The sequence below is a fragment of the Streptomyces sp. NPDC005728 genome (assembly GCF_040630895.1).
Lineage (GTDB): Bacteria > Actinomycetota > Actinomycetes > Streptomycetales > Streptomycetaceae > Streptomyces.
Genome location: NZ_JBEXYL010000077.1, coordinates 26,858 through 40,031, shown reverse-complemented (window position 1 = coordinate 40,031; position 13,174 = coordinate 26,858). Strand labels below are relative to the sequence as shown.

General features: G+C 72.8%; 12 protein-coding genes, 1 tRNA gene and 1 other RNA gene. 9 read left to right on the top strand and 5 right to left on the bottom strand.

What is annotated here, in order from left to right; genetic code table 11:
• From ABZ471_RS35885 to ABZ471_RS35870, 4 genes are all read left to right on the top strand, one after another.
• Nucleotides 1-390 (top strand): penicillin acylase family protein (locus ABZ471_RS35885; RefSeq protein WP_359072486.1); only part of this gene is annotated, 390 nt, incomplete at its 5' end.
• Nucleotides 383-1,027, top strand: coding sequence for a GNAT family N-acetyltransferase (locus ABZ471_RS35880; RefSeq protein ID WP_359072484.1), 645 nt, complete (start codon nucleotides 383-385; stop codon nucleotides 1,025-1,027). The genes ABZ471_RS35885 and ABZ471_RS35880, both read left to right, overlap by 8 nt.
• A 92-nt stretch (nucleotides 1,028-1,119) precedes the next feature.
• On the top strand, nucleotides 1,120-2,910 hold the full coding sequence (locus ABZ471_RS35875; protein ID WP_359072482.1) for a copper resistance protein CopC: 1,791 nt from the start codon (nucleotides 1,120-1,122) through the stop codon (nucleotides 2,908-2,910).
• A gap of 32 nt (nucleotides 2,911-2,942) precedes the next feature.
• Nucleotides 2,943-3,551 (top strand): poly-gamma-glutamate hydrolase family protein, encoded by a 609-nt coding sequence (locus tag ABZ471_RS35870; RefSeq protein WP_359072480.1) that lies wholly within the window; start codon nucleotides 2,943-2,945, stop codon nucleotides 3,549-3,551.
• Between the two features lie 16 nt (nucleotides 3,552-3,567).
• Here the strand turns inward: ABZ471_RS35870 and ABZ471_RS35865 are convergent, their stop codons facing one another.
• From ABZ471_RS35865 to ABZ471_RS35855, 3 genes are all read right to left on the bottom strand, one after another.
• Entirely contained in the window at nucleotides 3,568-3,939 is a 372-nt protein-coding gene (locus tag ABZ471_RS35865) for a hypothetical protein (RefSeq protein WP_359072478.1), read from the bottom strand.
• A 16-nt stretch (nucleotides 3,940-3,955) separates the two neighbouring features.
• Nucleotides 3,956-4,669 (bottom strand): SDR family oxidoreductase, encoded by a 714-nt coding sequence (locus ABZ471_RS35860; protein WP_359072477.1) that lies wholly within the window; start codon nucleotides 4,667-4,669, stop codon nucleotides 3,956-3,958.
• Between the two features lie 200 nt (nucleotides 4,670-4,869).
• Nucleotides 4,870-5,490 (bottom strand): TetR/AcrR family transcriptional regulator, encoded by a 621-nt coding sequence (locus ABZ471_RS35855; RefSeq protein ID WP_359072476.1) that lies wholly within the window; start codon nucleotides 5,488-5,490, stop codon nucleotides 4,870-4,872.
• Between the two features lie 112 nt (nucleotides 5,491-5,602).
• Between ABZ471_RS35855 and ABZ471_RS35850 the strand changes: the two genes are divergently transcribed.
• On the top strand, nucleotides 5,603-5,995 hold the full coding sequence (locus ABZ471_RS35850; RefSeq protein ID WP_359072474.1) for a hypothetical protein: 393 nt from the start codon (nucleotides 5,603-5,605) through the stop codon (nucleotides 5,993-5,995).
• 98 nt (nucleotides 5,996-6,093) lie between these two features.
• On the opposite strand, the gene ABZ471_RS35845 is transcribed toward ABZ471_RS35850, so the two are convergent.
• Together ABZ471_RS35845 and ABZ471_RS35840 are read right to left on the bottom strand one after the other, a co-directional pair.
• Complete coding sequence (locus tag ABZ471_RS35845) at nucleotides 6,094-6,567, bottom strand: hypothetical protein (RefSeq protein ID WP_359072473.1); 474 nt, start codon at nucleotides 6,565-6,567, stop codon at nucleotides 6,094-6,096.
• A gap of 218 nt (nucleotides 6,568-6,785) precedes the next feature.
• A tRNA-Ser gene (locus ABZ471_RS35840) sits at nucleotides 6,786-6,873 on the bottom strand.
• Nucleotides 6,874-6,970: 97 nt separating this feature from the next.
• Between ABZ471_RS35840 and ffs the strand changes: the two genes are divergently transcribed.
• The 4 genes from ffs to ABZ471_RS35820 all read left to right on the top strand — a co-directional run bounded on the left by ffs (nucleotide 6,971) and on the right by ABZ471_RS35820 (nucleotide 13,060).
• Nucleotides 6,971-7,069: signal recognition particle sRNA small type (ffs, locus tag ABZ471_RS35835), an RNA gene on the top strand.
• 59 nt (nucleotides 7,070-7,128) lie between these two features.
• The gene (locus ABZ471_RS35830) at nucleotides 7,129-9,450 is read left to right on the top strand and encodes a DNA polymerase III subunit gamma and tau (RefSeq protein WP_359072472.1); all 2,322 of its coding nucleotides are present in this window, start codon (nucleotides 7,129-7,131) and stop codon (nucleotides 9,448-9,450) included.
• Nucleotides 9,451-9,585: 135 nt separating this feature from the next.
• Nucleotides 9,586-10,881 carry a phosphoribosylamine--glycine ligase gene (gene purD, locus ABZ471_RS35825; RefSeq protein ID WP_359072470.1) on the top strand — a complete coding sequence of 432 codons (1,296 nt, stop codon included), beginning with the start codon at nucleotides 9,586-9,588 and terminating at the stop codon, nucleotides 10,879-10,881.
• A 274-nt stretch (nucleotides 10,882-11,155) separates the two neighbouring features.
• The gene (locus ABZ471_RS35820) at nucleotides 11,156-13,060 is read left to right on the top strand and encodes a hypothetical protein (protein WP_359072469.1); all 1,905 of its coding nucleotides are present in this window, start codon (nucleotides 11,156-11,158) and stop codon (nucleotides 13,058-13,060) included.
• Nucleotides 13,061-13,174 lie beyond the last annotated feature (114 nt).

Genomic DNA, 13,174 nt, shown 5'->3' with positions numbered 1-13,174 from the left:
GCCGCCGTGGAGGAGGTCGCCGCCGCCCCACCGGCCGGCACCTGGGGCGACACCCACCGCCTCGTCCCCTGGCAGGCGCTGCCGGGGGAGCCGTACGACGAACCGGGCCTCGCCGGCGACCACGACTGCGTGCTGTGCACCTCCTGCGTCCCCGGGCTCACCGACCTCTCGGCCCGCGGCCCGGCCGCCCGCTACGTCTGGGACCTGGCCCGCCGCGAGGACAGCCGCTGGGTGGTCCCCTTCGGCGCCGACGGCGTACCCCGGTCACCGCACCACCGCGACCAACTCCCCCTGTGGCTCGAGGGAGAACTGGCCCCCGTCGTCACCGACTGGGCCCTTCTCACCCTCGAACGCACCGACACCGACCCCTCCGAGGCGACCCATGGCTGACCCGCACATCCCGACCCCGACCGCCGCCCCCACCCCCGTCCACGAGCACCACATCGACGGCTACGGCACCGTCCGCATCCGCCCTCTCGACCCGGCGGCCGACGCGGACGTCATCCACGCCTGGGTGAGCGAGGAACGCGCCGCGTTCTGGGGCATGACCGGCCTGACCAGGGACCAGGTCGCGGACATCTACGCCCACATGGCCACCCTGGACACCCACCACGCCCACTTCGTCACCAAGGACGGCGAACCGGCCGCCCTGCTCCAGACCTACGAGCCCGCCGCCGACCGGGTCGGCGAGTGCTACGAGGTCCGCCCCGGCGACATCGGCGTCCACCTCCTCCTCGCTCCCGCAGGACCGGCCGGCCGGCACCCCGGCTGGACCTCGGCCCTGCTGACCGTGATGACGTCGTACGTCCTGCTGGGGCTGGACCGCCGAAGAGTCGTGGTCGACCCGGACGTGCGCAACGTCAAGGCCATCGCCCGCTTCGAACGCCAAGGGTTCCGGCAGGGACCCGCGGTCGTCCTGCCCGAGGTCGACATCCCGGACGTGTACCTGCCGGAGAAGCACGCCCAACTGGCCTTCCTGACGAGGGAGACAGCCTTCGAGACAGCCCTCCCGTGCGGCGGCGCCTGACGAGCTGACACCCTTTCCCCGGCTTCGGCGGTGAGCACGGCGGCCGATCTCTCCGTACCTGTACAGAGGGCACCGGCGGACGGAGGGGTGAGGTGCGCGACCAACACCGGTGGCTGCGACGGCTGACCGTCCTCGTTGCGGGCCTGCTCCTGCTCCTCCTCGGCGCGACCGCCCCCGCCTCGGCCCACGCGGCCCTGCGCGAGACGGACCCCGCCGACGGAACCGTCCTCAAGTCGGCGCCGCGCCAGGTGACGCTGACCTTCACGGAGTCGGTCGGCCTGCTCACCGACTCGCTGCGCGTCTACGACCCCCGGAACCACCGCGTACGCACCGGCGAGGCGGACCACGCGCCCGGCCGTTCCGACACGGCCCGCGTCTCCCTGCCCGCCAGGATGGGCACCGGCACCTACACGGTGGCCTGGCGGGTGGTGTCGGCCGACAGCCACCCGGTGTCCGGCGCGCTCACCTTCTCGGTGGGCAAGCGCACGGCGACGACCACGAGCGTGCTCCCGGACCGCGCCGAGAACCGGGCGACGACCAGCCTCTACAACATCGCGCGCTACATCGCCTACCTGTCCGTGGCGCTCCTCCTCGGCACGGCCGCGTTCGTGGCGTACTGCCGCCCGCCGAGGTGGTCCCACCTGCGCCGGCCGACCCTGGCCGCCTGGTGGACCCTCTTCGCGTCGACGATCGCCCTCTTCCTCCTCCGCGCCCCCTACGAGGAGGGCACCTCCCCGGACGGGGCGCTCGTCCTCTCCTCCCTCACCCGCACGGCGACGACCCGCCCCGGCGAACTCCTCCTCGCCCGCCTGGCCCTGCTGCTCCTCGCGGGAGCCTGCGCGCTCTCCCTGAGCCGATGGCGCCGCAGGATCCCCCGCCGGGCGACCCTGACGACGGCCGCGGTCCTCTCCCTCGCCCTCTCCCTGACCTGGGCGGCCGCGGAGCACGCCTCGGCGGGCCTCCAGGTCCCCCTGGCGATCGCCTCGGCCACGCTGCACCTGCTGGCGATGGCGGCCTGGCTGGGCGGCCTGGCGGCCCTGCTGCTGACGCTGCGCCGCAGCTCACCGGACCCGGCCGCGCTGCCGACCCGGGCCGTCACCCGCTTCTCCCGCCTGGCCTTCGCCTCGGTCACGGTCCTGGTGGCGACCGGCGTCTACCAGTCCTGGCGGGGCCTGGGCTCCTGGCAGGCGCTCACCGACACGACGTACGGCCGCGTCCTCCTGGCCAAACTGGCAGCCGTCACCCTCCTCCTCGCGGCAGCGTCCCGCTCCCGTCGCTGGACGACCCGCCTGGCCGCCTCCCGCCCGGCACCGCTGCACCACCTCGTCCCCGAACCGGCAGGCGGCCCCCCGCTCCCCCCGCTCCCCGAGACCCCCGCACCTTCCCTCCCCCTCCCGCACCACCACCTCCGCCGCTCGGTGCTGGCCGAAATGGCGGTGGCCGTCGTGGTCCTCGTCCTGACCACGCTCCTGACGAGCACGCTGCCGGGCCGGGCCGCGGCCGGGGCGGCACAGTCCGCGGCGCCGGCGGCCGGCATCCCCACGGCCTCGGTCACCACGCTCCCCTTCGACATCGGCACCCCCGGCGGCCACGGAAGGGTCCAGATCACCCTGGACCCCGGCCGGGTCGGCACGAACTCCCTCCAGGCGGTGGTCTACGGCCCCGACGGCGGTCTCTCCTCGGTCCCCGAACTCCGCATCACGCTCACCCTCCCCGCCCAGCGGATCGGCCCCCTGGACACCAAGGTCACCGACCGGGGCGGCTACTGGGCGGCCGACGCGTTCCACGTACCGATCCCGGGGACGTGGACGATGAAGGTGACGGTACGGGTGTCGGAGGTGGACCAGGTGACCGTGTCGAAGCCCGTACGGGTGGTGCGATAACGGTCCTGAGGGATCCCTGGGGAGAGGGCGAGATGACGCGCAGCGAACGAGTGGTGATCGAGGGAGTGGAGTTCCTCGCCACCCTGACGGTCCGGTCGTCCGGCATCGGGCTGCTGGCCCTGCACGGCAGCAAGGAGGGCGGCACGGCGGAGCTGGCCCACGAGGTGGCGGCCCGCACGGAAACCACCGCTCTGGTCTTCACCCAGCCGGCCGGCGACCCCGTCCACATCCCGTCCCACCGGATGTCCGCACCTGCCTGCGAGACCCTGCAGGAGTTCCTGGCTTCGGTGGCGCTGGTGATCTCCCTGCACGGCCACCTCAGACCCGACACCCCCGACGCGATCTTCCTGGGCGGCAGCAACCGCCCCGCGGCCCACACCCTCGCCCGGAGCCTCACCCTCCTCGCCCCCGGCTTCGAGACGGTGACGGACATCCCCCGCATCCCGACCGGCCTCCGCGGCCTCCACCCCCGCAACCCGGTCAACCTGACTCCGGCGGGGGGTGTCCAGGTCGAACTCCCCCTGACCGCCCGGACCCAGCGCCCGGGCAGGACCCCGGGAGTACCGGACACACCCCCGCGGCCGGTGGCAGCCGCGCTGACCGCGGGGGTCGGACACCTGAGTGCGGAACGCCGCGGGTGACCGTGGGACGACAGGGCTAGCCGAGGCGGGAGACCTGGTAGTGGCCGATGAGCCAGTCGTCTCCCGAACGCCGTAGCAGTACGCCCAGGTTGACGCCCAGTGTCGGCCGGTCCGTGAAGGAGAAGTCGACGGCCAGGTATCCGAGCACGATGTCCTCGGAAAGGCGCCTGCTCTCCAGGACGCGGTACGCCGCCGACAGGCCGACCGGCTGGGACGCGTAGTAGTCGGCGACGCCCTGCCGTCCGACGCTGTAGGGGCGCAGCCCCTGGAAGACCGCGTCCTCGGTGAAGTGGGAGGCGACCCGGTCCGGTTCGTGGTGGTCGACGGCTGCCTTCCATCCGTCGAGCACGCGGCGCAGGATCGCTTCGGTGTCTGTGGTGCTGTGCATCACGGTTCTCCCCGTCTCAGTGTCCTGCGCTCATGCCGCCGTCGACGTGGAGGATCTCGCCGGTGACGAACGGGGCGTTCTCCAGGTAGACGACCGCGTCCACGATGTCGCTCGGCTCACCCATCCGGCCGACCGGGTGCAGGGCGGCGAGGACCTCATGGGTCTCCTCCGGGTGCATGGGCGTCTTGATGGTGCCCGGCGAGACGGCGTTGGCGCGGATACCGCGGGTGGCGTACTCGACGGCGAGGGACTTGGTGGCCGACTGGAGCCCGCCCTTGGTCAGTGAGGCCAGCACGGAGGGCACGCGGGAGTCCGCGTTGTCGACGAGGCTGGTGGTGATGTTGACGATGTGCCCCCCGCCCTGGCGCAGCATCTGCTCGACGGCCCGCTGGGTGATGCGGAAGAACCCGGCGAGGTTCACACCGGTCACGGCGGCGTAGTCGTCCGGTGTGTAGTCGGTGAAGGGCTTGGCCACGAAGACTCCGGCGTTGTTGACCAGGGTGTCGATGCGGCCGAACCGCTCCACTCCGGCGGCGACGACCCGCTCGGCGGTGGCGGGGTCGGCGATGTCGCCCTGGACGGTCAGGACGTCGCGGTCGTCGGACGGGGCGATGGTGCGCGAGGTGGCCACGACCGCGTGACCGAGCTTGCGGTAGGCCTCGACGAGCCCGGCACCGATGCCCTGCGAGGCGCCGGTGACGACTGCGACCTTCTGGTTCTGCGCGTTCATGATGACCTTCTTCGAGGTGGGCGTGCGACTGCGGCGGCCGACCTGCCTCAACTACTAGCCGACCGGTCGACTATTCGAAGGTAGGAGCCCGGCCGGAACGAAGTCAAAGGTCAGCGGGCCCGGGCCGGGACCGGCTTCCTCTCAGCTGGTAGGCCCGGCCTCCCAGTGCAGGTCAGTGCGGCGGAGGCTGCGGCGCCGGTTCAGGCTCCGGCCACGGTCTCCCGCGGCGCATCGGCCCCGAGCAGGGCAAGGCAGTTCGCCCACAAGGGGCTGAGCCGGTGGGGGCTGTTGTAGAGCTTGGCGAACAGCACCTGGCCCTCCAGCTGGGCGACCACCGCCCGTGCGGCTTCCCGCGTGTCGGCCACCCCGACCTCCCGCCGCTCCAGAGCCTCGGCGATCACCTCGCCGACCATCTCGACCTGCTCGTCGAAGATCTCCTGCAGCCGGGTGCGGATGGCCTCGGTCCGGTTGCTCAGCTCCAGGGTCAGGTTCCCGAACAGGCAGCCCGAGACGGTGCCGCAGCTCTGCCGGCCCGCGTGCTGGACGGCTTCCGTCTCCTCGAAGAGCCGGCGGAGCCGGTGCAGAGGTTCCGCGTCGTCCTTGAGAACGGCTGTCCAGGCGCGCTTCTGATCGGCCCAGTGCGCGTCGACGACGGTCAGGGCGAGGGACTCCTTCGACTCGAAGAAGTAGTAGAAGCTGCCCTTGGGCACACCGGCCGTCTTGCAGATCTCGGCCACGCCCAGGGCCGAGTAGCCGCGCAGCTCGATGAGTGACTGCGCAGCGCTGAGGATCTTCTCCCGGGCGTCACTGGTCCGTCCCATGCGGCAATTTTACGACCGGTCGACTACTGGACGTTCGGACGGCCGACGTACTCGGGTGGATCTGAGTACGTGCGCTCTGGTCGGTGACGGCGTGAGCCGAAACGCTGGGGCCATGCGCCAAGGACTCCTGAAACCCGCCCTCCAACTGCTGTCGATCCTCGCGCTGGCGGGGGTCTCACTGGGGCTGTGGGCTGCCTGGCTGGGCTGGGACCAGCACCGTGACGTACAACCCGATGGCACGACGACCGGCCCGTACGAGGCGTGGCAGGTGATCGGGCTGGTGCTGACCCTGCTGGCACCGGTGTGCTGGGCGGCCTACCGGGGCTATGTGGCAGCCGCTGTGCTCGGCACCACGGCCGGTCTGACCGCCGCCGCCTTCTACGACTGGTCGGACGACTCCAGCGGTCTCTTCGTCATCGGCGTGGGGATGATCACGCTGGGGAGCCTCGTCGTGACCGCCGCCGTTTCCGCCGTCATCAACTCTGCGCAACGCATCCCTGTCTGACCTGCGCGCTGCGGGCCGGAGGTGTGCAGGACGGCGAGGAGATCCGCCGCGTTCCGCGCACGATCCGGCGCGGGCCCGGCATGACTCTGCTGTCAGACCTAGTCGAAGGCTGGGCCCAGTGAGTCCCGCATGGCGGCACGGAGATTGCGCAAGGCGGTGTCGTACGGGGTGTGCAGCGCCTGCCACTCGACTGAGTCATCACCTACCACGACGTTGGTTGTCGCGATGGCGACGCGCATCGCTCTCAGGAGGTCGTAGGCCTCTCGGGCGGCGTCGTAGACGCCGGCTGGTGCCGCTAGAAACAGTTCGTACCTGGCCGCAATCACGCCGGTCGAGCGGAATGCGGCCACCACATCGCCACTCGCGATCGGTGTTGGGTGACTCAACGCGAGTGTTTGCAAAGCTGTCTCGGTTTCGGTCAGCGCAGTGAGGTACCGGACGTACGCGGTCCGTCGTAACTCTCCGTGTCGGAGTTGTCGGTCTCGCTTCGTGCGTACTGATTCGACGACCAGCGTTGAGCCAACGCCGAGTACGCCGCCGCTCAAGGTACTGATCAGCGTCAGCCATCCCATGAAGCCACGCTATGAGCCTGGGGCGCCGCACGGTAGGGCGCCCAGCCAACCGCCGATGCGAGCCAATGACCGAGACGGCCGCCCGCATGACGCTCGGCACACCGCCGCCACCGTGCTCCTGATTCTCGGCGCCCCGGACGTAGTGAACCGAGACGGACAACGTCGAAGGGCCCCACCGCAAGCGGTGGGGCCCTTCGACATCGTGCCCGGTGAGGCACTGGCGGAGGATACGAGATTCGAACTCGTGAGGGGTTGCCCCCAACACGCTTTCCAAGCGTGCGCCCTAGGCCTCTAGGCGAATCCTCCGCCGGAAACATTACATGACCGAGGGGAGTGCTCGCGAACCCGTTCCTGCAGGCCGCCATCAGGTGCAGCGCGTGGGCCGCTATCGGGTACTGTTGGGCGCAGCCCCTCACGCGGCGCTATCTGACTGAACTCCCCCAGGGCCGGAAGGCAGCAAGGGTAGGTCGGCTCTGGCGGGTGCGTGGGGGGCGCTTGCGTGTGCGGGGCGGGAGCCTTCGGCGGGGTTGGTTGTCAGTGGGCGCCTATAACCTCGTATGCGTGTCGTCTCTCGCGCTGTACCGCCGCTATCGCCCGGAGACCTTTGCCGAGGTCATCGGGCAGGAGCATGTCACCGACCCGCTGCAGCAGGCGCTGCGGAACAACCGGGTCAATCACGCGTACCTGTTCAGCGGTCCGCGCGGATGCGGCAAGACGACCAGCGCGCGGATTCTGGCGCGATGCCTGAACTGTGAGCAAGGTCCCACTCCGACGCCCTGCGGGGAGTGCCAGTCCTGCCGGGATCTCGCGCGCAACGGCCCGGGGTCCATCGACGTCATCGAGATCGACGCGGCTTCCCACGGTGGTGTGGACGATGCCCGTGAGCTGCGCGAGAAGGCCTTCTTCGGCCCCGCCGGCAGCCGCTACAAGATCTACATCATCGACGAGGCCCACATGGTCACGTCGGCCGGCTTCAACGCGCTGCTGAAGGTGGTCGAGGAGCCGCCGGAGCACCTCAAGTTCATCTTCGCCACCACCGAGCCCGAGAAGGTCATCGGGACCATCCGGTCGCGGACCCATCACTACCCCTTCCGGCTCGTGCCGCCGGGGACGCTGCGCGACTACCTCGCCGAGGTGTGCGGGCGGGAGAACATCCCCGTCGAGGAGGGTGTGCTTCCACTCGTCGTGCGGTCCGGCGCCGGATCCGTGCGTGACTCCATGTCGGTCATGGACCAGCTCCTCGCCGGTGCGCGGGAAGAAGGTGTGACCTATGCCATGGCCACCTCCCTCCTCGGCTACACCGACGGGTCCCTGCTCGACTCCGTGGTCGAGGCCTTCGCCACCGGTGACGGCGCAGCCGCCTTCGAGGTCGTCGACCGGATCATCGAGGGCGGCAACGACCCGCGTCGCTTCGTCGCCGATCTGCTGGAGCGGCTGCGGGACCTGGTGATCCTCGCCGCCGTGCCGGACGCGCTGGAGAAGGGGCTCATCGACGCCCCGGTCGACGTCCTGGAGCGGACGCAGGCCCAGGCCGGCACCTTCGGCGCCGCCGAGCTGAGCCGCGCCGCCGACCTCGTCAACGACGGCCTCACCGAGATGCGCGGCGCCACCTCGCCCCGCCTCCAGCTCGAACTCATCTGCGCGCGCGTACTGCTCCCCGCCGCCTACGGAGACGAGCGGTCCGTCATGGCCCGCCTCGACCGTCTGGAGCGCGGCGTCAACTTCGCGGGCGGGGGCGGTGCGCCCGCCATGGGTTACGTGCCCGGACCCGAGGCGCACGCGGGTATGGGCGCCGGTGCCGGCGCCGACATGGTCCAGGGCGGCGCCCCGGTCCCGTCCGGCGCCGGGCCTGCCGCCGCCCGCGCGGCCGTACGAGCTTCCGGCCAGCCGGCCCAGCCCGGCGACTCCGCCGCTGCCGCTGCCGTGTCGCCTACGGCTCCTGCGCCGGCCCCCGCTCCCGCACCGCCCCCCGCTCCCGCACCGCCCCCCGCTCCTGCACCGGCTCCCGCGCCCTCTGCCCCGGCAGCCCCCGCGCCTGCCCCCGCGGCTCAGGCTCCGGCTCCCGCAGCCCAGGCTCCCGCCCCCGGCGCCTGGCCCACCGCCGCCCCCGTCGGCAGCGGTCGGCGTGCCGGTAGCTGGCCCACGGCCGCGGGTGCTCCGGGGGGTGCCCAGCAGAGTCCCGCTCCGGCCCGGCCCGAGCCCCAGGCAGCCCCTGCCCCCGCGGCACCCCCGGCCCAGGCGCCGGCCGCGGCCGCCCCCGTCGGCGGTCTCGACCCCCGCATGCTCTGGCCGAACATCCTGGAGGCCGTCAAGAACCGCCGCCGCTTCACCTGGATCCTGCTCAGCCAGAACGCCCAGGTGGCCGGCTTCGACGGCACCACCCTCCAGCTCGGCTTCGTCAACGCCGGCGCCCGCGACAACTTCGCGAGCAGCGGCAGCGAGGACGTGCTGCGGCAGGCGCTGGCCGAGCAGTTCAACGTGCAGTGGAAGATCGAGGCGATCGTCGACCCGTCGGGCGGTTCCGCGCCCCCGCCGTCCGGCGGCTCCCCGGGCTTCGGCGGAGGCGGTGCCGGAAGCGGAGCCGGCGGTGGCTACGGCGGTGCGCCCGCCGGCGGTGGCTACGGCGCCCCTGCGGCCCCTCGCCCCGCCGCACCCCAGCCGTCCCCCGCCCCCACCCCCCAGGGCGGCGCCCCGGTCGCTCCGGGACCGGCCACCCCTGCCCCGCCGGCCGCCGCCCGTGCGCCCGAGCCGCCCCCGGTCGCCCCCGAGGACGACATCCCGGAGGACGACGACCCCGACCTGGACGAGTCGGCCCTGTCCGGGCACGAGCTGATCGTGCGGGAGCTGGGGGCGACGGTGGTGGAGGAGTTCACCAACGAGTGACCCTCTTCGGCGCCGGACGGAGCAGGAAGAGCCCGTCCGGCGATCGAGGGCGCACACCCGCATCCGCCCGCTTGTAGGAACCCACAGGATCCCCGCGGCCGAACCTTCGGCAACCTTGCCAGTAGGCTGAACCCCGTGAAGGTCCTCGTCATCGGCAGCGGCGCCCGCGAACACGCCCTGTGCCGCTCCCTGTCCCTCGACCCCGACGTCACCGCGCTCCACTGCGCTCCCGGCAACGCCGGCATCGCCGAGGTCGCCGAGCTGCACCGGGTCGACGCGCTCGACGGCAAGGCCGTGGCCGCGCTGGCCGGCGACCTCGGTGCCGACCTCGTCGTCGTCGGCCCGGAGGCCCCGCTGGTCGCCGGTGTGGCCGACGCCGTGCGCGAGGCGGGCATCCCGGTGTTCGGCCCCTCGGGGGAGGCCGCCCAGCTGGAGGGGTCCAAGGCCTTCGCCAAGGACGTGATGGCGGCGGCCGGCGTGCCGACCGCGCGGTCGTACGTCTGCACCACGGAAGAAGAGGCCGCCGAGGCACTCGACGCCTTCGGCGCCCCCTACGTCGTCAAGGACGACGGGCTGGCCGCCGGCAAGGGTGTCGTCGTCACGCACGACCTCGAAGCCGCCACGGCCCACGCGGCCGCCTGCGAGCGTGTGGTCATCGAGGAGTTCCTCGACGGACCCGAGGTGTCCCTCTTCGCCGTCACCGACGGCCGTAGCGTCGTCCCGCTCCAGCCCGCCCAGGACTTCAAGCGCGCCCTGGACGGCGACGAGGGCCCGAACACGGGCGGCATGGGCGCGTACTCGCCGCTGCCGTGGGCCGACCCGAAGCTGGTCGAAGAGGTGCTGAAGACCGTGCTCCAGCCGACCGTGGACGAGATGCGCCGCCGTGGCGCGGCCTTCTCCGGTCTGCTCTACGCCGGGCTCGCGATCACCTCGCGCGGTGTCCGGGTCATCGAGTTCAACGCCCGCTTCGGCGACCCCGAGACCCAGGTCGTGCTGGCCCGCCTGAAGACCCCGCTGGCCGGTGTCCTGCTCGCCGCCGCGACCGGCACCCTCGACACCCTGGAGCCCCTGCGCTGGAGCGAGGACGCGGCCGTCACGGTGGTCGTCGCCTCGCACAACTACCCCGGCACCCCGCGCACCGGTGACCCCATCACCGGTCTGGACGAGGTGGCCGCCGAGGACGCCCCGCACGCCTACGTCCTGCACGCCGGGACCAAGCGGGACGGTGACGCGGTCGTCAGCGCCGGCGGCAGGGTGCTGTCCGTCACGGCGATCGGCACGGATCTGGCCGAGGCCCGCGCGCGGGCGTACCGGGCGGTGGCCCGCGTCCGCCTCGACGGCTCGCAGCACCGCACGGACATCGCGGCAAAGGCTGCGAGTGCAACGGAAGCCACGGGAACCGCGGTGGCCGCCGAGGCGGCGGAGGCGTAGAACCGCCGGTCGCGCGCATCCCGTACCCACCCAGGCCCCGGACGACAATCCGGGGCCTGATCTTTGCTGTCTGTCACCCACCTCTGACCAGAGCCATTCCATCGAGTGACCAATCGCCCATCCGGCTGACGGGGGCCGAGGCCCCAACTAGGGTGCGGCGCAAGCATTCCGGCACTTGGCCCACCGGCATTGCGATGTCGGTGGTGGGTGCCACAGTGGGGGAGTGAGCAACGCCAGGACAGCCCGGGATCAGCAGAGGGGGTGAGGTCAGCTCGTGACCGGAATCGGTGTGGAGGTGGGCGCGCAGGCAGCGCGTTCGCGGGCCCTGGCGGTGCTGCGCATCCGGGGTCGGGCGCTGGCCGTGGCCCTGCTGCCGGCGGCGGCCGAGGTGATCCTGCTGACCGGCGGTTCCACCGGCCATCTCGTCGGCCCGGGCTGGCATGCCGCCCGCTGGGCCGTGGGCGTGCCGGCCGTGCTCGTGCTGCTGGCCGCCGTCGGCATCGCCCTGGTCGTGGCCCGGGCCCGCCCCGCCGTGAGCCCAACGGTCCCGATCCCGGAGGGCTCCGCCCCGGACCTGTACCGGCTGGTGCGCGACCTCGCCGACCGCCTGGACGTCCCCGCGCCCTCGGCCATAGCGCTCACCCCGGACTGCGACAGCTGGCTGGAGGACCGCACCCACCCGGCCCACGGCCCGCCCCCGCGGCCGGCGCACGACGAACTGGCGGGCCCCGGCCCCGGATCCGGTTTCGGCGCCCACCGCCGTGCCGTCACCGCTCCCGTCCTCGTCATCGGCTCCCCGTTCCTGTGGTGGATGCGCGTCGGCGAGCTGCGCGCGGTCCTCGCCCCGGTCGTCGCCGGCACGGGCCCCTCCGCGCACCCGGACATAGCCGCGGCCCGCCGCTTCGTGCGCGGACTGGACGCGACGGTCGCCGTGGCCGCGACATCCGGTCGCTGCCGGCTGACCCGGGGCGTGTGCGCGGCCCTCGGCTGGATGGCCCGGCTGCTGCTGCGCTCCTGCCGCGAGCACGCAGCCCTGATGGAGCGCGGGGTTGCCGCGGCGGCGGCCGAGCGCGCGCAGGCCGTGGACTACGGACTGCGGATCGTCGCCCAGGAGCAGGTAGGCCTCGCCTACGCGGGCTGGGACCGCCTGCTGACCAGAGTGGCGCTGCCCGCCTGGCGGATGGGCCGCTGGCCCGCCCGGCTGGACGCGGGCGTCGTGGCCGCCCTCACCGAGCTGTCCCGGCGCGACCGGCTGGCCGAGGGCTTCGCCTCCCGCCTCGGCGAGCGCCCCGCCTGCGACCTCCTGGAGGAGCCCGGCACGGTGGACGAGGCCGCCTCCCTGCTCGCCGCCCGCCTCTTCCACGGCGGCCCGGCCGAGTGCGGCCCGGACTGGGCACCGGTGGACTGGCAGGCGTACCCGGAGGAGGTCGTGGACCGCACCTGGCGTGCCAACGCGGCCCGGCTGCACCGCGTCCTGGACTCCCTCGGTGTCCGCCCCGCCCCCGGCGCCCGCGAGCCCGGCGGCCCCACCCTGGCCCGCGTCCTGGACCACCTCACCGAGCCCGGCGCAGAAACCGCCGCACGGCAAGCCCTGCAGGACGACCCGCGGGCGCTCGCCGGCGAGAAGGTCCCGCAGGACGTCCCGCAGGCCGCCGATGGCGAGGACGCTCCACAGGAGCCACCGGCACCCGACGACGAAATCCGCCCGGGGGATGCGGGTGGGAACGAAATGCCCGCCGAAGGCGAAGCCGTCTCGGAACCGGCCGCCGACGACCCCGGCACCGAACGCAGCACAGCCCTGGCCGCAGGCCTCAGCGCGGAGCTGGCCCGCGAGGAGGCCCGCACCCCGAGAGGCGCGACCGCCGCCGGCCAGGGCCCCGACAGTGTCCTGTGGGACGACGGCGCCCTGCCGCTGTTCCCGCTCCAGCCCCCGCGCACCGCCCGTGAGCTGCTCGCCGACCACGTCACGGCGATGGTGTGCTGCGCGGCCGTCGACACGGCCGGCGCGGCCCCGGCCCTCGACTGGCTCGACGGCCCCTCCCTGCTGCTGGGCGGCGAGCGAGCCGCCGACCTCGCACCGAAGGTCCTCAGCCTGATCGAGGAGGGAGACCCGGGCCCGCTGCGCGGCTGGCTGGCCGCGTCCGGGATACGCCCGGAGAAGCCGGTGCGGCTCGTCTGAAACCGGCCACCGCCGAGTGCCGTGGTCTGCAGGCGTTCCGGACGTCGTAACGGAGAACCGTCTTCCACTTCAGGTCAATTCGCAACGAATAGTGACCGAGCCCGTGCGTTATGT